The organism is Shimia fortis (assembly GCF_040225985.1).
Classification (GTDB): Bacteria; Pseudomonadota; Alphaproteobacteria; order Rhodobacterales; family Rhodobacteraceae; genus Shimia.
On the sequence record NZ_JBBPEU010000017.1, the window covers coordinates 1 to 20,200 of the forward strand.

At 59.2% G+C, this 20,200-nt stretch carries 22 protein-coding genes, 1 tRNA gene and 1 pseudogene; 7 read left to right on the forward strand and 17 right to left on the reverse strand.

Annotation, left to right across the window (positions count from 1 at the left end):
* The 3 genes and pseudogenes from WNE31_RS17430 to WNE31_RS17440 all read left to right on the forward strand — a co-directional run.
* Positions 1-210, forward strand: a pseudogene (locus WNE31_RS17430) (hypothetical protein); the annotation flags it as partial.
* Between the two features lie 373 nt (positions 211-583).
* Positions 584-1,027, forward strand: coding sequence for a type II 3-dehydroquinate dehydratase (gene aroQ, locus WNE31_RS17435; protein WP_349981229.1), 444 nt, complete (start codon positions 584-586; stop codon positions 1,025-1,027).
* Positions 1,028-1,771, forward strand: a complete 744-nt coding sequence (locus WNE31_RS17440; protein WP_349981230.1) for a helix-turn-helix transcriptional regulator — start codon at positions 1,028-1,030, stop codon at positions 1,769-1,771.
* Positions 1,772-2,176: 405 nt separating this feature from the next.
* Here WNE31_RS17440 and tsf read toward each other — a convergent pair whose 3' ends face one another.
* Together tsf and rpsB are read right to left on the reverse strand one after the other, a co-directional pair.
* Entirely contained in the window at positions 2,177-3,052 is an 876-nt protein-coding gene (tsf, locus tag WNE31_RS17445) for a translation elongation factor Ts (RefSeq protein WP_349981231.1), read from the reverse strand.
* 72 nt (positions 3,053-3,124) lie between these two features.
* On the reverse strand, positions 3,125-3,898 hold the full coding sequence (rpsB, locus tag WNE31_RS17450) for a 30S ribosomal protein S2 (protein WP_349981232.1): 774 nt from the start codon (positions 3,896-3,898) through the stop codon (positions 3,125-3,127).
* 254 nt (positions 3,899-4,152) lie between these two features.
* Between rpsB and WNE31_RS17455 the strand changes: the two genes are divergently transcribed.
* Entirely contained in the window at positions 4,153-5,043 is an 891-nt protein-coding gene (locus WNE31_RS17455; RefSeq protein ID WP_349981233.1) for a DMT family transporter, read from the forward strand.
* Between the two features lie 51 nt (positions 5,044-5,094).
* Complete coding sequence (locus tag WNE31_RS17460; RefSeq protein WP_349981234.1) at positions 5,095-6,219, forward strand: porin; 1,125 nt, start codon at positions 5,095-5,097, stop codon at positions 6,217-6,219.
* Here the strand turns inward: WNE31_RS17460 and olsA are convergent.
* The 3 genes from olsA to WNE31_RS17475 all read right to left on the reverse strand — a co-directional run bounded on the left by olsA (position 6,204) and on the right by WNE31_RS17475 (position 8,135).
* Positions 6,204-7,052 (reverse strand): lyso-ornithine lipid O-acyltransferase, encoded by an 849-nt coding sequence (olsA, locus tag WNE31_RS17465; RefSeq protein WP_349981235.1) that lies wholly within the window; start codon positions 7,050-7,052, stop codon positions 6,204-6,206. The two genes, WNE31_RS17460 and olsA, sit on opposite strands and share 16 nt — an antisense overlap.
* A complete protein-coding gene (gene olsB / locus WNE31_RS17470) occupies positions 7,049-7,822 on the reverse strand; it encodes an L-ornithine N(alpha)-acyltransferase (RefSeq protein ID WP_349981236.1) in 774 nt (257 codons plus the stop codon). Before olsB ends, olsA begins: the two co-directional genes overlap by 4 nt.
* Before the next feature lie 121 nt (positions 7,823-7,943).
* On the reverse strand, positions 7,944-8,135 hold the full coding sequence (locus tag WNE31_RS17475; protein WP_349981237.1) for a DUF3553 domain-containing protein: 192 nt from the start codon (positions 8,133-8,135) through the stop codon (positions 7,944-7,946).
* 32 nt (positions 8,136-8,167) lie between these two features.
* Between WNE31_RS17475 and WNE31_RS17480 the strand changes: the two genes are divergently transcribed.
* The gene (locus WNE31_RS17480) at positions 8,168-8,767 is read left to right on the forward strand and encodes a histidine phosphotransferase family protein (protein WP_349981238.1); all 600 of its coding nucleotides are present in this window, start codon (positions 8,168-8,170) and stop codon (positions 8,765-8,767) included.
* Between the two features lie 17 nt (positions 8,768-8,784).
* Here WNE31_RS17480 and WNE31_RS17485 read toward each other — a convergent pair whose 3' ends face one another.
* From WNE31_RS17485 to WNE31_RS17525, 9 genes are all read right to left on the reverse strand, one after another.
* On the reverse strand, positions 8,785-10,053 hold the full coding sequence (locus WNE31_RS17485) for a glutamate-5-semialdehyde dehydrogenase (protein WP_349981239.1): 1,269 nt from the start codon (positions 10,051-10,053) through the stop codon (positions 8,785-8,787).
* 70 nt (positions 10,054-10,123) lie between these two features.
* Positions 10,124-11,230, reverse strand: a complete 1,107-nt coding sequence (gene proB / locus WNE31_RS17490) for a glutamate 5-kinase (protein ID WP_349981240.1) — start codon at positions 11,228-11,230, stop codon at positions 10,124-10,126.
* The gene (gene obgE, locus WNE31_RS17495; RefSeq protein WP_349981241.1) at positions 11,218-12,255 is read right to left on the reverse strand and encodes a GTPase ObgE; all 1,038 of its coding nucleotides are present in this window, start codon (positions 12,253-12,255) and stop codon (positions 11,218-11,220) included. The genes proB and obgE overlap by 13 nt, the downstream gene beginning before the upstream one ends.
* 59 nt (positions 12,256-12,314) lie before the next feature.
* On the reverse strand, positions 12,315-12,854 hold the full coding sequence (locus WNE31_RS17500; RefSeq protein ID WP_349981242.1) for a GNAT family N-acetyltransferase: 540 nt from the start codon (positions 12,852-12,854) through the stop codon (positions 12,315-12,317).
* Between the two features lie 13 nt (positions 12,855-12,867).
* Positions 12,868-13,461, reverse strand: a complete 594-nt coding sequence (locus WNE31_RS17505) for a LysE family translocator (protein ID WP_349981243.1) — start codon at positions 13,459-13,461, stop codon at positions 12,868-12,870.
* Positions 13,462-13,545: 84 nt separating this feature from the next.
* On the reverse strand, positions 13,546-13,815 hold the full coding sequence (gene rpmA / locus WNE31_RS17510) for a 50S ribosomal protein L27 (protein WP_255106771.1): 270 nt from the start codon (positions 13,813-13,815) through the stop codon (positions 13,546-13,548).
* 25 nt (positions 13,816-13,840) lie between these two features.
* Positions 13,841-14,476: a 50S ribosomal protein L21 gene (locus WNE31_RS17515; RefSeq protein ID WP_349981244.1), complete on the reverse strand. Its 636-nt coding sequence runs from the start codon at positions 14,474-14,476 to the stop codon at positions 13,841-13,843.
* Positions 14,477-14,684: 208 nt separating this feature from the next.
* Complete coding sequence (locus WNE31_RS17520; protein WP_349981260.1) at positions 14,685-14,771, reverse strand: DUF3604 domain-containing protein; 87 nt, start codon at positions 14,769-14,771, stop codon at positions 14,685-14,687.
* A gap of 370 nt (positions 14,772-15,141) precedes the next feature.
* A complete protein-coding gene (locus tag WNE31_RS17525) occupies positions 15,142-15,981 on the reverse strand; it encodes a DUF2059 domain-containing protein (RefSeq protein ID WP_349981245.1) in 840 nt (279 codons plus the stop codon).
* Positions 15,982-16,110: 129 nt separating this feature from the next.
* Here WNE31_RS17525 and WNE31_RS17530 point away from each other — a divergent pair.
* A tRNA-Ser gene (locus WNE31_RS17530) sits at positions 16,111-16,200 on the forward strand.
* A gap of 392 nt (positions 16,201-16,592) precedes the next feature.
* Here the strand turns inward: WNE31_RS17530 and WNE31_RS17535 are convergent.
* The 3 genes from WNE31_RS17535 to WNE31_RS17545 are packed head-to-tail and all read right to left on the reverse strand — an operon-like array spanning position 16,593 to position 20,155.
* A complete protein-coding gene (locus WNE31_RS17535; RefSeq protein ID WP_349981246.1) occupies positions 16,593-17,330 on the reverse strand; it encodes an SDR family oxidoreductase in 738 nt (245 codons plus the stop codon).
* 41 nt (positions 17,331-17,371) lie between these two features.
* A complete protein-coding gene (locus tag WNE31_RS17540; protein ID WP_349981247.1) occupies positions 17,372-18,826 on the reverse strand; it encodes an aldehyde dehydrogenase family protein in 1,455 nt (484 codons plus the stop codon).
* Positions 18,827-18,838: 12 nt separating this feature from the next.
* Positions 18,839-20,155 carry an acetylornithine deacetylase/succinyl-diaminopimelate desuccinylase family protein gene (locus WNE31_RS17545; RefSeq protein ID WP_349981248.1) on the reverse strand — a complete coding sequence of 439 codons (1,317 nt, stop codon included), beginning with the start codon at positions 20,153-20,155 and terminating at the stop codon, positions 18,839-18,841.
* Positions 20,156-20,200 lie beyond the last annotated feature (45 nt).

A 20,200-nucleotide genomic window follows, 5' to 3' on the forward strand; every position in this document is an offset into this window, starting at 1 on the left:
GGGATCGGCACGGCGACCGCCTCGCAGTTCCAGATCAACACCACCCACACCTCCAGCCCCGATGGCGAACGCTCGGGCGATGACAACATCGAAGAGGCCTTCATCATCTATCGTCCCACGGGACAGATCATGTGGGCGCTGGTTGACGGGGCCGGACAGGACAGCATCAACCTGATGATTGCCGGACAGGTCTATGACCTGATGGCGTGAGCCTCGTGAGTGTGATGCGCTTTCAGGCCTTTAAGAAGGGCCTGAAAGCTTTTTATTCCAAACAGATATGGCGCATTGGTGATGTAAATCTCCCCAAGTTTCGCGTTTGGGTGTGGGGCATCTGTGGGCTGTGTGGCTGCCTTCCAAGACAGCTCCAATACAATTCCTATAATCAGTATTATGTTAACCTACTGGGTATTCCGAAACCGGATCCATAATAGATAAAGGATTTTACCGTTTAGAAGAAATTCCGGAACATCTGGTTTCATTTCAGTTTGTTACCTGCAGCCAAATTTCCCGTGATCGCCCCGTATGATGCTAGACAGAGACAACATCCTGTCTATACAGTCAAAGATCAAGAAGAGGAAATTTCATGCCGTCTTTGTTGATCCTGAATGGACCAAATCTCAATCTGCTCGGCCAGCGCCAACCCGAGGTTTACGGAAAAACCACGCTCGAGGATATCCGCTCGCGTTGCATGGCGCATGCCGAAGGCAAATGCGCCCTGGCTTTCGAGCAAAGCAACCATGAAGGCACTCTGGTTGACATGATCCATGCCGCCAAGGGCACGCATGACGGCATCATTCTGAATGCCGGCGCTTACACGCACACCTCCATCGCCCTGATGGACGCGATTGCCTCGGTCGAGCTGCCGGTAGTTGAACTGCACCTCTCAAACATCCATGCACGCGAGGTTTTCCGGCACAAATCCTATATCGCGCCCGTCGCCATCGGCCAGATTTGCGGTTTTGGCGCGGCGGGCTATATCCTATCCATGGATGCCCTGTTGGGGCATCTGCGCACCGAAGACGGATAAATGCTGGACTACATCGAAGCCATCACCAACGCCCGCTCTCTGGAAGAACTCTGGAGCAGACATACAGAGCGTATGGCGGCCTATGGTTTCGATCGGTTGATCTATGGATATACCAATTTCCGCACCAACGGATCGCTGGGCGATATCGAGGATTTCATGGTGCTGTCAAACCATGACCGCGCTTATCTGGACAAGTTTTTCGGAGAAGGTTTGTATTTCAACGGACCCATGATGCGGTGGAGCCTTGAAAACACCGGAGCCTGCAGCTGGAGCTGGGCCCGGGAACGTGTCGCGCGCGGCAACGTCACACCCGAGGAACGGGCCGTGGCAGAGTTCAACGAAGAAATGGGCGTCACCGCTGGCTATACGATCAGTTTCCCAACCATTTCGTCCCGCACCAAGGGCGCCATTGCGATGACGGCCAAACGTGGCCTGACACAGAACGATGTCGACGAGATTTGGGAAAAGGATGGTCGGTTCCTCGAACTGACCAACAATATCGCCCATCTCAAAATCCTGTCCCTGCCCTATGAATACCCCAACCGGGTGCTGACCAAGCGCCAGCGCGAAGTGCTGGAATGGGTGGGAGATGGCAAGACGATCCAGGACATCGCCACCCTGATCGAGCGCACCCCGGCCACAGTCGAGAAACACCTGCGGCTTGCCCGCGAGGCGTTGAACGTGGAAACCACGGCGCAGGCACTGCTCAAGGCGTCGTTTTTGAACCAAATCTACCGACCCTGACATTTATGACAGTGATGTGACGCTTTTTAGCGTCGAAAAGTAAGGTTTCCCTGACTTGATTGACCTTGGGTAAATATGTGAATTTGGAGACGTTCCGTGAGTGGTGGCTTTGGCCTTGGAACATGGTTGACACGATCTTCGCGATACCGAGGCGCTTGTGTTGACCTCCGGATCAAACCGGATGCTTGGCTTCGGGGTGCATTTTCATCCTGAAGTCGGGCGTTTCTTCGATTATGCCTCTCATCCCCATGCTATGAGGCGGTCGAATGTTTGGCGGCGCTGTCTTTCCCCGACAGCGCCGCCTTTTTATTTGCGCGCCCCTGCCCCGGCGTTTTCCACACGCCAAACGTAAAAACGCCGCCTGCAAACCTGCAGACGGCGCTTTTCTTAGCTGAAAAAGATGCCTTAGCCTTGTGCGGCTTTGGCGACTTCTGCGGCGAAGTCTTCTTCTTTTTTCTCGATGCCTTCACCCACTTCCATGCGGACATAACCGAGGATTTCGGCACCGGCTTCCTTGGCCGCCGCTTCGACGGTCAGGTCGGGGTTGATGACAAAGCTTTGGCCCAGCAGGGTCACTTCGCCCATGAATTTCTTCATGCGGCCAATGATCATTTTCTCGATCACTTGCTCGGGCTTGCCCGATTCACGTGCGATCTCGATCTGGACGTTTTTCTCTTTTTCGACGACGGCCGGATCAAGGTCGGCTTCGCTCAGCGATTGCGGTGCGGCTGCCGCGATGTGCATCGCAACCTGCTTGCCGAACGCTTCGTCGCCGCCTTTCAGCGCAACCAGAACACCGATCTTGCCCATGCCGGCGGTGGCCGGGTTGTGGACGTAAGACACAACGGTGTCGCCTTCAACGGTCGCCATGCGGCGCACCGACATGTTTTCACCGATGGTCGCAACGGCGTCGGTCACAGTTTCGGAAACGGTTTTGCCGCCCATGTCCGCTGCCAGCAGAGCTTCGGTGTTGTCCACGGTCAGGGCGACATCTGCAATGCCGCCAACCATGGCTTGGAAGTCTGCGTTTTTACCAACAAAGTCGGTTTCCGAGTTCACTTCAACCGCAACACCTTTGCCACCGTCAACCTTCACGGCCACCAGACCTTCGGCTGCGATACGGCCCGATTTCTTGGCCGCTTTCGCCAGACCCTTGGTCCGCAGCCAGTCGATTGCTGCTTCCTGGTCACCGTCGGTTTCGGTCAGGGCTTTTTTCGCGTCCATCATGCCTGCGCCTGTCAGTTCGCGCAGTTCTTTGACCATTGCTGCTGTGATCGCCATCTTGGCTCTCCTCGTCAAAAATTGGGTATCCGGGGGCGGGCCTACCCTGCCCCCGTGTCAGAAATGTAAAGCTTACGCTTCTGCGGGTGCTTCTTCGGCAACCGCTTCTTCTGCCGGTGCTTCTTCCATCGCGCCAAGGTCGATGCCAGCTGCGCCCATTTGGGCGGTCATGCCGTCCAGAGCCGCGCGCGACGCCAGATCACAGTAAAGTGCGATCGCACGGGCCGCGTCGTCGTTGCCGGGGATGATGTAGTCCACACCATCGGGCGAGCAGTTGGTGTCAACCACGGCCACAACCGGGATGCCCAGCTTGTTGGCTTCGGCGATGGCCAGCGCTTCTTTTTTCACGTCGATGACGAACAGCAGGTCCGGTACACCGCCCATTTCGCGAATCCCGCCCAACGAGGCTTGCAGTTTCTGCTGGTCGCGCTCCATGCCCAGACGCTCTTTCTTGGTCAGGCCTTCGGCACCGTTTGCCATTTTTTCGTCGATCTCTTTCAGACGGTTGATCGACTGCGACACGGTTTTCCAGTTGGTGAGCGTGCCACCCAACCAGCGGTGGTTCATGTAGTATTGGGCCGATTTTTCGGCGGCGTCTGCGATCGGCGCTGCGGCCTGACGCTTGGTGCCCACGAACAGAACGCGACCGCCTTTGGCGACGGTTTCACGAACGGCGTTCAGAGCCGCGTCCAGCATCGGAACGGTCTGGGTAAGATCCATGATGTGGATGCCATTGCGCGCGCCATAGATGAACTCGCCCATACGGGGGTTCCAGCGTTGCGTTTGGTGACCAAAGTGTACGCCTGCTTCCAGCAGCTGGCGCATGGTGAACTCGGGAAGAGCCATGCTTGTTTTCCTTTTCCGGTTTACGCCTTGGTGGGATGAAGTGAGGACCGTGTGGTCCCAACCGGCGGACGGTCCGGGATGTCTCCCCGGAACAACCCAAACCCCACCTGCGGGTTTGAATGGCGCGCGTTTACACAACAAAAATGACAAGCGCAAGAGGGGGAGCCGGTTTTTCCTGCAACAAGGCCCCTGCTCTTTCCCGCGCCGAGGATTTCTGCCACATCTCGTGCGGGATCAAAAGAGGCGGCAGTATCGTGGCCATCAAATCCAACACACCGGCCTTTGCCTCGGTGGCCGTATTCTTCGCGGCCGCTATCTGGGGGCTGTTCTGGATTCCCCTACGCTATCTCGAAGAGATCGGTCTGCCGGGCATCTGGCCCGCGCTGTTTATCAACCTGCCCGGCGCGATCCTCATGGGGCTGTGGCTGGTCATCCATTGGGAGGATCATCGCCGTCACATGGCCCGCGCCCTGATGATCGGCATCTTTACCGGCGGTCTGGGGTTCGGGCTTTTTGCGGTGGCGGTGCTTTATGGTACGGTGATCCGGGTGACGCTTCTGTTTTACCTGACACCGATCTGGGGCACGCTGATCGGCATTGTCTGGCTTGGCGACCGGGCGACATGGGCGCGTTGGCTGGCGATTGGCACAGGGTTGGCGGGTATGGCGCTGTTGCTGGCGGGCGGCACGGCAGTGCCTCTGAACCTGGGTGACCTGTTCGGATTCCTCTCGGGGATCGGCTGGGCCGTGGGCGGCGCGCTGATCATGCGTTTTGGGGCTGTGCCGGTGGCGGCCTCTGCCTTTTCGCAGCTTTTCATGGGAAGTCTTCTGATCCTGCTCTGTGCGCTGGTTCTGGCTACGCCCCTGCCCGCGCCGTCGCTGTTGCTGCCCGCGCTGTCGGTCGGGTTTGGCACGGCGGTGGTGATGATCATTCCGACGATGATGGTGATTTTCTGGGCGCAGAAAATCCTGTTTCCCGGGCGGCTGGGGCTTTTGATGATGGCCGAGGTCATGCTGGCCGTGATCAGCGCCAGTCTCCTGTTGCCCGAAGAGGCCATGTCGGGCGTCGAATGGATTGGGGCCGCGCTGATCATTGGCGCTTGTCTTCTGGAAATTTTCCTGACGCCTGCCGAAACGCATGGCTGAGACCGCAAGGCGCGGTATAGTCTGGTCACGCCCTTTCGATAAGGAAACCCGATGCCTCGACCCAGCCCCCTTTACGCTGCCTTTCTGGCAGGGATGACCATCACCCCTGCCCTTGCCGATACATTCGGCCTACCCGGGGCCGGGCTGGGCGACGGGTGGGTCTATGACCCCTATGGCCGGTTCGTCATAGCTTACCAGTCCTTTGACGACGGACAGATCACGACCTCGAATATCGTCGATATGTCCACCTCGACCAGCCGCTTCGGATTCTACCTGAAACGCGCCGACACTGATCAGGGGCTGTCGTTTCAGTTTGAAACCGGACTTGGCCTGCGCGCGTCAAGCAAGACCAGCCAGACCACTACGCCGGATGTCTTTGGCTGGGATCGCAAACAGTTCCGGCAGGTGCAGGTCATTTATCGCGGCGGCTTTGGCACCCTGCGCGCCGGTCAGGGCAGCATGGCCACCGACAGCATTGCCGAACTTGATCTTGGCAAAACCACGGTCGTGGCCAAATCAAACATCGCCGAGATGGGCGGTTCTTACCAGTTTCGCACCGGGGCGGGCGCCCTGTCGGGCATCGATCTTGGCGATACGTTCGACAGTTTCGACGGCGACCGCAAGTTCCGCCTGCGCTATGATACGCCCGACTGGAACGGGTTCACGCTGGCCGCCGCTTACGGCGAAGAGATCCTGACCTCGGGCGTGGATGACGTGTTTTATGACATCGCCCTGCGCTATGCCGCAGAGTTTGGCCGGCTTAAGCTGCGCGCGGGTATCGGCAACAGCTATGTCGATGTGGCGGCTGGCGGCACAACCTATACCACCGCCGGCTCGGTGTCTGTTTATGATACGGGCACCGGGCTGAACCTGACGCTGGCCGGCGGGCAGGACGACGCCGGGTCAAACCCGCATTATATTTGGGCCAAGGCGGGTTGGGATGCCGATATCTGGGCGCTCGGTGCGACGAAACTCTATGTCGAGGGGTTCTGGGGCGCGGACTATGTCAGCGCGGGGTCAGACAGCCACATGTGGGGTCTTGGCGTGTTGCAACGGGTGGAACGCTATAACCTTGACCTGTTCGCAGGCGTGCGGACGTTCTCCTTCTCTGACCTGAGCGCCACCACCTATCAGGATGGCAAGGCGGTGCAGATCGGCGCTCATATCACGTTCTGAGCAGCGGGCAGCCCTTCGACCAGACCTGCGCGCACGATGCGTTCGCAATGGGCGGCCAGCTGTTTGCGGCCCGCGAAATCCGCCACCCTGACAGGGGCGTGATAGACCAGCTCGACCCGCCCTTGACGGCGCGCGCCCAGCGTCTTGAGAAGATGCGGACCAAACTCCATATCGCCCCACCAGCCGTAAAACCGCGCATCCTCGCCCTTGGGGGCGTGGTACAGCACCGTCACCGGCTGCACCCAGATCGTGTCGCGCAGATGCTCCGAGAAAAAGGCCGCGAACAGCGTCGGCTTGAAGGGCAGAACACGGATTGCGTCGGTCGAGGTGCCTTCAGGAAAGAACAACAGCTTGTGCCCGGCATCCAACCGCGCTTCGAACAGGTCTTTCTGGGCGCGCGCCTCTTTCGGGTCGCGGTTGATAAACACGGTGCCCGTGGCCCGCGCCAGCCAGCCGATGCCGGGCCAATTCGCCACCTCGGCCTTGGACACGAAATAAATCCGCTTTCGTGCGTTCAGCGCAAAGATATCCAGCCACGAAGAATGGTTCGCGACAACGGCCCCGTGATGGCGCATCAACGTGCCGCGCGTGCTGAACCCGATCCCCAAGATGACAAAGGCCAGACGACAGACGGCCTGCGTGATAAACGGCGTCCACGGGCGGTGCAGGCCAAACAGCGGACGCTCAACCAGCCGCACCAGCAACAGCACCGCCAGCCCCCCGAAGACCACGCTCCCCAGAACAAACCCGCGCAGCAGGACAAGGGCCCAGCCGACAAAGCCCATCGGCTCTTCCGGCGGGTAGCCCTCTTCGCCGTCCCAGGTGGCGGTCATGGTGTCGTGCCCCGTGTATAGATCGTCTTTTGCTTTTCGTTCAGGCGCTGCGTGTCCATGACAAGGCAAATATCTGTGGTGTTGAAGGCGCGATCGACAAAGGCGCCCTCACCCACGAACCCGCCAAGCCGAAGATAGGCCTTGATCAGTGCAGGCACCTCGCGCATGGCCGCGACGCGGTTGATCTGATCTTCGGGAACAAGATCCATCGACTGGAAATGTGCAGGTTGCGCCCGCACCCGCAGACCCTCGGGCGCGAGATGGCGATGATGCAGCAGCGACAGCGGCGCGGCCAGCGCGTCAATATCGGTGCCGTGAAAACTCGCGACGCCAAACAGGATGTCGATCTCGTGCGTGAAGACATACTCGGACAGCCCGTTCCAAAGATGATACATCGCCGCCCCGCCGCGATAGTCGGCGTGCAGACAACTGCGCCCCAGTTCCAGCAGCTTGCGCCCACTGGATCTGAGAACGTCGAGATCATATTCAGCTTCGGAATAGAACTGTCCGATTTCACTGGCTTTTTCCCCGCGCAGCAGACGGTAGACCCCTACCGCCTGATCGTCTTCGGCGCGGGTCATGTCATACAGGATCAGGTGATCGTAAAACGGATCGAACCGATCTTTTTCAAGCCGGTTGGCATGGTCCACCAACGCGCCGTCCCCGCCCAGTTCCTCGACAAACACCGTATAGCGCAACCGTTGCGCCGCCGCGATCTCGTCGGGCGTGTCGGCAAGTCGGAGCCGGAATTCCGGTGCGGTCTGGGGCATCTCGCGGGTCTTTCCTGTTTCACAGGGTCTTAGCTTCGGGGACGGACCTTGGCAATATCGGGGCCGGTCTCTGCGGTCAAAAGACATGTGGAAATCTACCAAAGGTTGCGTTAACCCTTTGTCAATTTCTTGGCTCTTCAATACAGGGCAACAACATCACCAGAGAAGAGTTTATGACGACCTTGCCCGCTTCCCTGAAATTCACGGTCACCCGACCGCCGATATTGGATTGCACCTGCCCCTGTCCCCAATCGGGCTGGTCGGGGTGCGTGACCAGCATCCCCGGTTCCAGAAAAGCATTCAGATCGTCCATCTCACCTCGCAACAGTTTGGAACTTCGGTCTCATGCCTCAAGATAGTACTGATTTCTCGGCCTTGGTAGGGTCGCGTATCTGTCACGACCTTATCAGCCCGGTGGGCGCGATCGGTAACGGCCTTGAACTGATCGGGATGAGTGGGGCCGCATCGGGCCCCGAGCTTGAACTGATCTCGGACAGCGTGGACAGTGCCAATGCCCGGATCCGGTTCTTTCGCATCGCCTTTGGGTATTGCGGTCTTGGTCAAGTCATTTCCTGCAATGAAATCATAAACCTGCTGCGCGATCTTGAAGTCGGCGGACGGATCGGTTTCGACTGGAAGGTGACCGAAGATGTCCCGCGCGAGATGCTGCGCGCCGTGTTCCTCGGGCTGATGTGCGTGGAAAACGTGCTGCCCTATGGGGGCATGATTACGGTCACCAAGGATCACGACCTGTGGCAAGTGACAGGTTTGGGGCGCAAGGTACAGGTCGATCCGGATCTCTGGGGCGATCTGACCCGTGTCGAGCGGCGGATCGAGATCAGTGCCGGCAACGTACAGTTCGGCTTGTTCCCCCAAGCCCTTGAAGAGCTTGGGAAAACGCCGGAGTTTTGCGAAGATGCCGAAGGTTTTACCCTGCGGTTCTGACAGGATCCGGTTCGCGATCAGCCGCGCACGGTGCCGTCGCCGACCACGAGATATTTGAAGCTGGTCAACTGGGCCGCGCCCACAGGGCCACGCGCGTGCATCTTGCCGGTGGCGATTCCGATTTCCGCGCCCATGCCGAACTCGCCCCCGTCGGCAAACTGGGTCGAGGCATTGCGCATCAGGATCGCACTGTCCAGACGTTCAAAGAACCGATCTGCGGTGGCGTCGTCTTCGGTGAGGATGCAATCGGTGTGATCCGAACCGTACTGGCGGATATGGGCAATCGCCTCGTCCACATTGGCGACCACGCGGGCGGCGATATCCATGTCGAGATATTCCTTACCCCAGTCCGCGTCGGTGGCGGGCACGACGCCCGTGATCCGGTCCGCAATGGTGGCGTCGCCATGCACGGTCACACCCGCATCCATCAATGCGCGCAACACGCCCTGTCCGATCGTGTCCAGCAGGCTTTCATGGATCAGCAGGCATTCGGCGGCACCACAGATGCCGGTGCGGCGGGTCTTGGCGTTCATCACCACGTCCAGCGCCTTTTGCGCATCGGCGGCGGCGTCCAGATAGATATGTACGATCCCTTCGAGATGGGCAAAGACCGGCACGCGCGCCTCGCGTTGGACCAGCCCCACAAGGCCCTTGCCACCACGCGGCACGATCACATCGACGGTGTCGACCATGGTCAGAAGTTCCTGCACCGCCGCGCGGTCGCGGGTCGGCACCAGCTGGATCGCGGCCTCGGGCAGGCCTGCGGCCTTCAGACCTTCGACAAGGCAGGCATGGATTGCACCCGAAGAATGGAAACTCTCCGAGCCGCCTCGCAGGATCACCGCATTGCCCGATTTCAGGCACAGCGCGCCCGCATCGGCGGTCACGTTGGGGCGACTTTCATAGATCACTCCAACCACGCCCAAAGGTGTACGGACGCGGCGGATGTTGAGGCCAGAGGGCATGTCCCATTCGGTCAGCACCTCGCCCACGGGATCGGCCTGCGCCGCGACATTGCGCAGCCCGTCCACGATGCCCTGAATGCGGGACTCATCCAGCATCAGCCGGTCCATCATGGCGGGGCTGAGGCCCTTGTCGCGACCGAATTCCATGTCTTTTTCATTGGCCGCAATGATATCGGCCCGTTGTGCCCAGACCGCATCGGCGGCGGCGTTCAGCGCCCTGGTCTTGGCTTCGGCCGGGGCAAAGGCCAGTTCCGCAGCAGCGGCCTTGGCGTTGGTGCCAATTTCGGCCATCAGGGCGGGGATATCTGTAATGTCTTTCATGGTCCTGATCCTTTGCGTCTGCGGCGGCGGCGGGACGCCTCCGGCGGGAGTATTTTTCGCAAGATGAAGGCTAGAGCGCCATATCATCACGGTGAATGAGAGCGGTGCGTCCCGGATAGCCGAGAATGGCCTCGATGTCGCGGGAATGGCGACCCTTGATGGCGGTGGCCTCGTCCGCGGCATAGGCAACCAGCCCCTGCCCCAGCTTGTGCCCGTCCGGCCCGGTGATCGACACCGGATCGCCCCGGTGGAAGCGGCCCGAGACGTCGCGCACGCCAGCGGCCAGAAGGCTGTTACCGGCCTTGAGCGCGGTCACAGCGCCCGCATCCAGCGTGAGGTTGCCCTGCGGTTTCATCGACCCGATCCAGCGTTTGCGCGCCAGTTGCGGCGTGCCCTGCGCGGTGAACCACGTGGCATTCGCGCCGTTTTCCAACGCGGTCAGCGGGCGCAGCGCGCTGCCCTCGGTGATTGCCATGGCACAGCCGCCCGCCGTGGCGGTCTTGGCCGCGAACAGCTTGGTAATCATACCGCCCTTGGAAAGGCCCGATGTGCCTTCGCCCGCCATCGCCTCGATCTCGGGGGTGATGTCGTCGATCACGTCGAACCGGTGCGCGGCAGGATTGGTCATGGGGTTGTCACTGTAGAACCCGTCGACATCCGAAAGCAGGATCAACTGGTCCGCGCCCGTGGTCAGCGCCACCTGAGCGGCCAGCCGGTCATTGTCGCCATAGCGGATCTCATCCGTGGCCACGGTGTCGTTTTCGTTCACGATGGGCACCACACCCAGCCGCAGCAATTGTTCCAGCGTGGCCCGTGAATTGAGATACCGGCGGCGGTTGGCACTGTCTTCCAGTGTCACCAGAACCTGCGCCGTGGTAATGCCGTGGGGCGCCAGCGCCTCTTCATAGGCACGGGCAAGCCGGATCTGGCCGACGGCAGCGGCGGCTTGCGACTGTTCCAGCGGCAGGTCTGCGCGCGGCAGGCCCAGCACCCCGCGCCCCAGCGCGATCGAGCCGGAAGACACAAGCACAACATCCGTGCCCTGCCCCTTAAGCCAGGCCACGTCCTCGGCCAGCCCCAAAAGCCAGTCTTTGCGCAAATCCCCGCTGGCCCGGTCCACCAACAAGGCAGACCCGATCTTGATCACAACACGTCTGGCGCCGATCAGGGTTGCCAAGGGGCGTCCTCCTCGCCGGATTTTTTCTCGCGCAGGCGGTTGTCGTCAATCTGCTGGCGCAGGGCGCGCAGCACCTCGGTGACACCTTCCTTGCTGACGCCGGACATCAGCATGACCTTGGTGCCGGTGGCGGCCTCAAGCTCTTCTTTGATAAAGCTGCGTTCCTCGTCATCCAGCGTGTCGATCTTGTTGAGCACGGTCACGCGCGGCTTGTCGGCGAGGAACCCGCCATAGGCCTCGATCTCGTGAATGATGGTCTGGTAATCCTCGATCGGGGTGCCCGAGGTGCCATCGACCAGATGCAACAGTACGGCGCAGCGTTCGACGTGGCCAAGGAACAGGTCGCCCAAGCCGCGCCCTTCCGAGGCGCCCTCGATCAGGCCGGGGATATCGGCCACGACAAATTCCACGTTGTCGACCCCCACAACCCCAAGGTTGGGGTGTAGCGTGGTAAAGGGATAATCCGCAATCTTGGGCCGCGCATTCGACGTGGCCGACAGGAAGGTCGACTTGCCGGCATTGGGCAGGCCCAGGAGACCCACATCCGCGATCAGCTTCAGCCGCAGCCACAGCGTGCGTTCAACGCCGGGCTGGCCGGGATTGGCGCGGCGGGGCGCCTGGTTGGTCGAGGATTTGAAGTGCAGGTTGCCAAAGCCGCCATTGCCGCCGCGCGCCAGCAAGACACGCTGGCCCACTTCAGTCAGGTCGGCAATCAGGGTTTCCTGATCCTCGTCCAGAATTTCGGTGCCCACCGGGACGCGCAGCACGATGTCGTCGCCATCCTTGCCGGTGCGCTGGTTGCCCATGCCGGGCTGGCCGTTCTTGGCAAAGAAATGCTGTTGATAGCGAAAGTCGATCAGCGTGTTCAGCCCTTCGACCGCTTCCGCCCAGACATATCCGCCCTTGCCGCCATCGCCGCCATCAGGGCCGCCATATTCGATATATTTTTCGCGGCGGAAGGATACACAGCCCCCGCCTCCGCCGCCCGAGCGGATATAAACCTTGGCCAGGTCGAGGAATTTCATCAGTTGGTCCTTTCGGGCGGTCGAGTTGCCCCGCGTGATACCTGTTCGCGGGGCAAGGCTCAATCCAGTTTCAAACTATAGGTCCAGGTCGGCACCGCGGCGTCGCGTGCGACCGAAAAGCTCTCGGCGTCACCGAGATATTGGAAGCCGCAATTGGTCAGAACACGGGCCGAGGCCGGGTTGTCCTGAAACACACTGGCAAAGATGGTGTCGCTCTCCAACGGGTTGGCAGCTATCAGGGCGCGCACCGCTTCCGAGGCAAGCCCGGTGTTCCAGAAGGCGGGCGCCACCCAATAGGCGATCTCGGCCTTGCGGTGGTCGACGCGAGTCAGGCTGATCACGCCCATGACCTCGGGGCCATTGTCGGCGGTGCCGTCCATCGTCCAGACATCTTCGGTGCGATCTTCGGTCTGGGCCCGCAGGATATAAGCCTCGATACAGCCCGGCGGCAGCGGATGCGGGATCGACGTGGTGTTGACGGCAAGATCCTTGTCGCCTGCATACATTTCGATCAGCCCCTGGTCCGAGCGGCGCAACGGGCGCAGGACAAAGCGATCTGTTTCGATCACTGGTTGGTTCACGATCATGTCGTGTTTCATATGCGTGCCCTCCTCAAAACAACACATACAGAACCGAGGCCACGGTCAGCGCGGCCAGAGTTCCCATCAGGTAACGTTCGGCAGGACGTCCTGCAACGAAACGAGCGATCCGGTCTCCTCCATAAGTCCAGATCGGGTGGAACACCGCCTGACACGCCAAAAGACAGATGGCGATGGTGGCGGTGGCTTGCAAGACCGGAGTGCCCGGGTCTGCGAAACTGGTAAAGCCCGTGACGATCATCGCCCAGGCCTTGGGGTTGAGCGGGTGCACGATCAACCCCGCCATGAAGCCCGGTGCCTGTTCTACCTGTGCCCCGTCCGGCGAGAGCCGCAGATGGGCCACGCGCCACGCGAGATAGCAGATATAGGCCGCCGAGATGTATTTCAGCGCCACGAACAGCCCCGGCACGGTGTCTGCCAGCGACATCAGGCCAAATCCGATCGGCCAGATGATCAGCTGTTTGCCAAGCGCAACCCCCGCAACGAACGGCAATGCCGCGCGAAACCCGAACCGGGCCCCGGTGGCCAGCAACGCCATGTTCGCCGGGCCGGGTGTTGCCACCTGGCTCGCCGCGAAGGTTGTGAATGTTAATACTTCAACAGCCATGGCTAAAGCTTTGTCATGGATCAAAAAGAAAGGGACCGGCTTTCTCAGCCGGTCCCTTCAAATGTGCATACCTTTAGGGTCGGCTTACTCTGCGGCCTCCGCCACTGGCAGAACCGAAATAAAGGTGCGGCCCTTGAGGCCCTTGTGGAACTTCACGTTGCCTTCGACGGTTGCAAAGATGGTGTGGTCCTTGCCCATGCCAACGCCTTCGCCCGGCCACATCTTGGTACCGCGCTGACGCATGATGATATTGCCAGGAATGACGGCTTCGCCGCCGTATTTCTTGACGCCAAGGCGACGACCTGCTGAGTCGCGACCGTTACGGGAGCTACCGCCAGCTTTTTTATGTGCCATATCGTTTGTCTCCTATCTCGGTCGGTTACTTAGCCAGTTCTTTGGCTTGTTCAACCCAGCCTTCACGCTCGATGCGGCCTTTGAACGACAGTTTTTCGTCGAATTCGGCGATATCGGCTTCGGTCCAGGCAGCAATCTGTGCGAAGGTGGTTACACCGGCTTCGAGAAGCTTCTTCTCAAGCGCGGGGCCAACACCCGACAGTTTTTTCAGGTCGTCTGCGCCCGCAGGTGCGTCTGCTTTTGCTTCTTTCTTCGGGGCGGCTTTCTTGGCAGGAGCAGCAGCTTCTACGGCAGCAGCCGATACCGAGCCTGCACCAACAGCAGCCTTGACGCCCGACTTGTCTGCGCCAGAGGCGAGAATGTCGGTGATGCGGACCAGGGTCAGTTTCTGACGGTGGCCAACGGTGCGTTTGGACGAGTGCTTACGACGACGCTTGACGAAGTTGATGACTTTTTCGCCTTTGATCTGGTCGATGACTTCGGCCTGTACGCCTGCGCCTGCAACCAGAGGTGCGCCAACGACTGTATTGTCGCCGCCAACCATCAGAACTTCGTTGAATTGTACGGTTTCGCCAGCGTCTGCAGCCAGTTTTTCAACGCGGAGCACATCGCCCGATTGAACCTTATACTGTTTGCCGCCGGTCTTGAGGACTGCGAACATGTCCTATTCCTTCGATTTCCCGCGTCCTGTGGCCCCCTTTCGGGTGTTTGTGGTTTGGGCCTTGCCCGCACCGCCTCGAACCGCGCGCCCGTCCCCGGGCGTTGTTACAACAAAACACGGCGCAAGGAGGTCCTTACGCCGGATTTGGCGCTTATCGTCAGTTTCGTTCCGCAAGTCAAGCCGTATCTCAACGCATTTTTCGATCCGTTCAGGGCGCAAACCAGATCGGCGAGGTAAAGGCGCGGTCCTGCACCGTCATTGCCGTACCAGCGGGCATCCCGACATCAAAATGAATGGCGTCATAGGCCTTTCAGCGCGGGGTCGGAATTTCAAGAACGCGCAGTTCTCGGCGTGATCCGCGGCAACCAGAAAATCGAGGGGGCCGAACAAGGCGCGTGCGAATTCACATCGACACAAGGCGAATAATCCTTGGGCATTGCCGCCACATCTTCGGCGGACGGGCGCAACTGGGCGTGGGCGATCAGAGCCGTCAGGGCAAAAACGCTGGTGAGCATAAACGAAACATGAAAACCTCTCGTGCGGAAAAGCCGCTGAAAAGGCCCCCTCTTCCCGCCAGGGTCACATTCCGGATCGTCAATCTGTATACGACTCACGCAGCGGAACAGCGAAAGCCCGCCATGTGCCAACCTCATGAATCACACCTGTCAGAGCTCTTCGGCGGGCCCCACCTGCCCCAGTTGCAGGGCCAGCGCCTCGAACCGGTTGAGCATGATTTCGTAATGCACCGCGTTCATCAGTTCATAGACCGTGGCCATGTCGGGATCTTCCAGGGCCTCGGCATAGGTCAGCACCTCTTCATCCGTGAAATCGCGATAGGTCCAGGCATTGGCGGCAAGCGCCGAACGGTTCATCATCTCGCGCAGGGTCTCATAATCCGCAGCCAGCGCGGCGCGCAGACCGGCCTCGTCCGTGCGCAGCTGAATCAGGCCCGCATAGGCCGCCGCGAGGATAAAGCGGATCTGCACCTCTTGAAACGCCTTGGGGCCAATATCGTTGGGGTCGATGGCATGGCTCATTCGCTCGAATGCGTCGATGCGCACGCTGTCCTCGGCCATCAGTTCATCGACCAAGGCCTCGCCTTCTTCCTGTTTGACCTCGTCATCGGCGAAATGTGACAGGTTCTCGGCCTCGACCAGCCGCATCCCCAGGTCCGTGGCATAGAACCCGGCGGCATGTGCCAGCATGTCTTCATCAAGTGTTTCCTGCAGGATCGAGATCGCCCGCTCGCGCATAATCTCTTCGGAAAAGACCAGATCGGCCAGACGCGTCCATTCGGCGCCGAATTCGTCGCCCTCGAATCCCAGCATCGCCGGCGCGCTTTCGGCGCTGAGCGCAATAGAGTCGATCGCCACATCGAATCCGGTGACTTTCAGAAAGGCCTCGACACTGTCGCGCGACGCGGCCTGCGCCGCCTGAACATACAGAAGTACCGACAGTATCAGGGCCAAAAACCCGCCTGCTTTTGCGTATAACGCCTTGGTCATTCGGGGCCTCCTTCCGGTTTCATCCCGCCAGTTTCAAAGCCTAGCGTAAAACTTTTGCCAAACAATGCAAAACGCCTCTTGCACCCCCCGACAAACATCATTAAACGACGCCCTCACCAAGACCCCCGCGGAGAGGTGCCGGAGTGGTCGAACGGGGCGGTCTCGAAAACCGTTGTCCCTTCACGGGGACCCAGGGTTCGAATCCCTGTCTCTCCGCCATTTTACCCAGTTTTGATTTGAAAAAATCAGGGTGCCCCCCACACACGATACCCTAGAAAAGAAAATCGCGAGATTTCGGCGTGGCTCCAATTCCGCATTATCAATTACTTGCAGATACCGTAGCTGCATAAGGTTCGGCAATTGTTGAGCAAGGACACGGTCTTGAAGGTTGTGCGACCATTGAAACGTGCACCGGTTTTGCACTTGGCTGCCTTGATGGCGGCGAATTAGCCGCTGCCGAAGCATTTGGCATTTCCGCTGCGTTTTTTGCGGGGGCGACACCCACTGTCGCGATGGAAACCAGCCCTAACACGCACTAAATTTCAAACTGGCCCCCTACGTGGGGCTACTGCCAAATAAACGTCTTTCTTCCTGTGCGATAACAGCGAAGTTCAGATGCAGCGCCCGCCGTCAACTTCCATACACACACCGGTGACCATGCTGGCTTCATCCGAGCACAAGTAGCACGCGGCATTTCCCATGTCCTCGGGGGTGGAGAAGCGACCGATCGGGATTGTTGACAGGAATTTCTGGCGCATTTCGGGTGTATCCTCGCCCATGAAGCGTTTGAGAAGCGGTGTCTCGCCTGCAACTGGATTGAGAGCGTTCACGCGTATCCCGAAAGGTGCAAGCTCGACAGCCATGGTGCGCGTCGCGGTATTCATCCACCCTTTCGAGGCGTTGTACCAGTTCAGGTTCGGGCGCGGGCTCACCCCTGCCGTGGATGCCACATTGAGAATTGTACCCGATGTGCTGGATTTCATATGCGGCACCAATTTGCGCGCTGTCAGATAGACAGATTTGCAATTCACCGCAAACACGTGATCAAAGTCTTCTTCCGTGACGGTGTCCAATGGCGCCGGCAGATGTGTCACACCGGCATTGTTAACAAGGATGTCCACCTGACCCCATGCGCCAAGAGCGGCATCAATCATGGCATCGACCGAGTCTGCAACCGACACGTCAACCGCATGGACCAAATCGCCCTCAGACGCCACGGACTGGGCTGCGTCCGCGTTGATATCGGCAATCATCACTTTGGCACCCTCGGCGCGGAACTTGGTCACGATACCGGCGCCGAACCCTGACGCGCCACCGGTGACTATGGCTCTCTTTCCTTCAAGTCTCATGGTCTCCCCCCCCCTTTTCATATTGTGAATTTCTGTCTGCGTTACCCGTGACGTGCGGCCACGGTTTTCAATTGTGAAAACCCATAGAGCGCCTCAAAGCCCTTTTCGCGCCCATGACCTGATTTGCCGTAGCCCCCAAAGGGCAGTTCAACACCACCACCGGCACCGTAATTGTTCAGGAACACCTGCCCCGAGCGCAGCGCCTTGGCCAGACGCATCTGACGCGCACCGTCACGCGACCATACTGACGCCACAAGGCCGTAGTCTGTGCCATTGGCGATTGCCAAGGCTTGTTCCTCGGATTCGAATGGAATGAGAACCTGGACGGGTCCGAATATCTCGTCCTGAGCCAAAGGATGGCTGTGTGGCACATCCGAAAAGAGCGTAGGCGCTATGTAGTTTCCGCCGCTTGGCGCGTCATCGATAATTTGACCGGTTGCGGCGATATCGAGATTTCGGCCTTTCTCAAGAAATCCGCTGACAATGCCCTTCTGCCGCGCAGAGATGAGTGGCCCGAGATCGAGGTTCTGTCGTGCAGGCGCGACGCGCAGTTTTTGATATCGCTCTGCCATCCTGGCAGACACTTCATTGTAGATGCCGCGTTGCACAAGTATGCGTGATGATGCCGAACATGTTTGCCCCGCGTTCTGAATTCCGGCGTTGATCAGGAATGGAAGCGCCGCGTCGATATCGGCGTCATCAAACACGAGTTGCGGAGATTTCCCGCCAAGCTCCAGCGTGACCGGCACAACGTTTTTGGCCGCCGCAGCCTGGATCAAGCTTCCGGTAGCGACTGATCCTGTAAAGGAAATGTGCTGGACGCCGGGATGTTCGGCCAATGCTGCGCCCGCTTCTGCCCCCAAACCCGGAACCACGTTCAAAACACCATCCGGCACCCCCGCCTGCAGGGCCAAATCTGCAAAAGCCAGCGCGGTGAGGCAGGCCTCCTCGGCAGGTTTCAACACGGTTGCGTTACCCATGGCAAGTGCGGCCCCAACCGAGCGCCCGATGATTTGCATCGGGTAATTCCACGGCACGATATGCGCGGTCACACCAAAAGGCTCGCGCAGGGTGTAAACGGTATAGCCATCTAGGTAGGGGATGGTTTCGCCGTGAACCTTGTCGGCAGCCCCGCCATAGAACTCCATATATCGCGCAAGAGCGCGAGCATCAGCCAACGCCTGGGTCAAAGGCTTTCCGACATCCAAGGCTTCGATTTGCGCCAGTGTTTCGCTGTGCTCAAGAACCAAGTCCCCGAGGCGAGACAGTATACGTCCCCTTTCCACGGCCGTGAGACGCCCCCACTCGCTTTCTCTTGAGGCGTGGGCGCTCGCGACCGCCAAGTCTATATCTTCAGGTCCACCGCGTGCAATTTCGCACAACACGGTGCCATCCGAAGGGTTCAGCAATTCAAGCAACTCTCCTTTGGCGGGGGCCACCCACTGTCCCGCGATAAGGCATTTTGAAGGGTCGAACCACAGTTCAGAGATTTGCATTCTTTGCTCCTGTCACCGGGGGATTGTCGGTTTCGGTTGCAAACCTGGCAGCAGGATTTGCGCCAAGGTATGCGCCATGACTTTTGCGCTCTCGATCATGTCCTGAACGACAATGTATTCGTCCGGTTGGTGGGCCAGATCCAGAATACCGGGACCGTAGGCGATGCAATTCTTCAACTTGCCAATTCGATCGATATGTTTCTGGTCATATGACCCGGGCGACGCGACATAGTCAGGTGCGGCACCAAAAACCTTGCGGATAGAGGTATCCACCGAAAGCACGATCGGCGCATTTTTGTCGGTCATGGATGGAGCGACGTGGTTCAACTCGCGCAACGCATAGCGAAAATTAGGACGCGAGGAGGCAAGGTCATCAAGCATGGCCGTTACTTCTCCTGAAACCTGCGCATGGTTTTCCTCGGCCAGATAACGCCGGTCGATCACAACCCGACAACTGTCAGGCACGCAATTTGCAGGAAGCCCCGTGTAATCGGCGGCTTGTTCTTTTTCTCCGCCGTGAATGGAATTGATGTTCATCGTGGATTGGCGCGCGCCTTCAGGAACCACCGGCATCTCGGTAAACCGTTGTGCCATTGCCGGATACAGTTTGGTTTCAAACTGCTCCAGAACCGCTCCCATGTGACGCACGGCACAATCCCCCAGAAACGGCATGCTTCCATGGGCGATTTGACCAAAGGTTTCGATTTCGGCCCACCAACCGCCCCGGTGCCCAAGGCAAATGCGATCCTTGTTGAGCGGTTCCGGGATAATCACGTGCTGTACGCGTTTGGGATCGAAGAATCCTTTCTCCGCCAGATAGGCAACCCCACCGTACCCTCCGGATTCTTCATCAGCAGTGCCGGAAATCTCGATTGCTCCCGTGAAGTCCGGGAACTCTTCAACAAAGGCTTCGGCGGCAATAATCGACGTCGCAAGCCCACCCTTCATATCACAGGCGCCACGTCCGTAGATCTTGCCGTCCTGCACCTCGCCGCCGAACGGATCTTTGGTCCATCCCAACCCGACTTCGACGACGTCGGTGTGAGAATTGAAGTGTATGCACTCTCCTGCAGTCTTGCCTTCGCGCCGTGCAACAATGTTCCAGCGTGGATAGCGGTCGCTGTCACCGGGTGCGCCGATGGCGCGGATCAGTTGTGTCTGGAAACCGGACGCGGAAAGCCTCTTGTCCAACAGTACGCAAATATCGCGATAGCATTCTCCGGGGGGATTGAGGGTGGGAATGCGGATGAGATCCCGGGTCAGAGCAATCAGCGCGTCACGCTTGCCGTCAAGCCGATCCATGAGGCGATCTAACGAAGTTCCTGTCATGGCACCTTTTCTCCGGGATATTGTCGTTGGACTTTGCCTCGGGTT

Excerpts from the sequence above, each read along its gene's own strand:
- olsB (WP_349981236.1), bottom strand. The coding sequence starts at position 7,822 with ATGCCCCAGACCGCACCGGAATTCCGGCTCCGACTTGCCGACACGCCC.
- tsf (WP_349981231.1), bottom strand. The coding sequence starts at position 3,052 with ATGGCGATCACAGCAGCAATGGTCAAAGAACTGCGCGAACTGACAGGC.
- WNE31_RS17485 (WP_349981239.1), bottom strand. The coding sequence starts at position 10,053 with ATGAAAGACATTACAGATATCCCCGCCCTGATGGCCGAAATTGGCACC.
- WNE31_RS17460 (WP_349981234.1), top strand. The coding sequence starts at position 5,095 with ATGCCTCGACCCAGCCCCCTTTACGCTGCCTTTCTGGCAGGGATGACC.
- aroQ (WP_349981229.1), top strand. The coding sequence starts at position 584 with ATGCCGTCTTTGTTGATCCTGAATGGACCAAATCTCAATCTGCTCGGC.
- WNE31_RS17535 (WP_349981246.1), bottom strand. The coding sequence starts at position 17,330 with ATGAGACTTGAAGGAAAGAGAGCCATAGTCACCGGTGGCGCGTCAGGG.
- WNE31_RS17475 (WP_349981237.1), bottom strand. The coding sequence starts at position 8,135 with ATGGACGATCTGAATGCTTTTCTGGAACCGGGGATGCTGGTCACGCAC.
- WNE31_RS17500 (WP_349981242.1), bottom strand. The coding sequence starts at position 12,854 with ATGAAACACGACATGATCGTGAACCAACCAGTGATCGAAACAGATCGC.
- rpsB (WP_349981232.1), bottom strand. The coding sequence starts at position 3,898 with ATGGCTCTTCCCGAGTTCACCATGCGCCAGCTGCTGGAAGCAGGCGTA.
- WNE31_RS17440 (WP_349981230.1), top strand. The coding sequence starts at position 1,028 with ATGCTGGACTACATCGAAGCCATCACCAACGCCCGCTCTCTGGAAGAA.
- rpmA (WP_255106771.1), bottom strand. The coding sequence starts at position 13,815 with ATGGCACATAAAAAAGCTGGCGGTAGCTCCCGTAACGGTCGCGACTCA.
- WNE31_RS17540 (WP_349981247.1), bottom strand. The coding sequence starts at position 18,826 with ATGCAAATCTCTGAACTGTGGTTCGACCCTTCAAAATGCCTTATCGCG.
- WNE31_RS17505 (WP_349981243.1), bottom strand. The coding sequence starts at position 13,461 with ATGGCTGTTGAAGTATTAACATTCACAACCTTCGCGGCGAGCCAGGTG.
- olsA (WP_349981235.1), bottom strand. The coding sequence starts at position 7,052 with ATGACCGCCACCTGGGACGGCGAAGAGGGCTACCCGCCGGAAGAGCCG.
- WNE31_RS17515 (WP_349981244.1), bottom strand. The coding sequence starts at position 14,476 with ATGTTCGCAGTCCTCAAGACCGGCGGCAAACAGTATAAGGTTCAATCG.
- obgE (WP_349981241.1), bottom strand. The coding sequence starts at position 12,255 with ATGAAATTCCTCGACCTGGCCAAGGTTTATATCCGCTCGGGCGGCGGA.
- WNE31_RS17480 (WP_349981238.1), top strand. The coding sequence starts at position 8,168 with ATGCCTCAAGATAGTACTGATTTCTCGGCCTTGGTAGGGTCGCGTATC.
- WNE31_RS17545 (WP_349981248.1), bottom strand. The coding sequence starts at position 20,155 with ATGACAGGAACTTCGTTAGATCGCCTCATGGATCGGCTTGACGGCAAG.
- WNE31_RS17525 (WP_349981245.1), bottom strand. The coding sequence starts at position 15,981 with ATGACCAAGGCGTTATACGCAAAAGCAGGCGGGTTTTTGGCCCTGATA.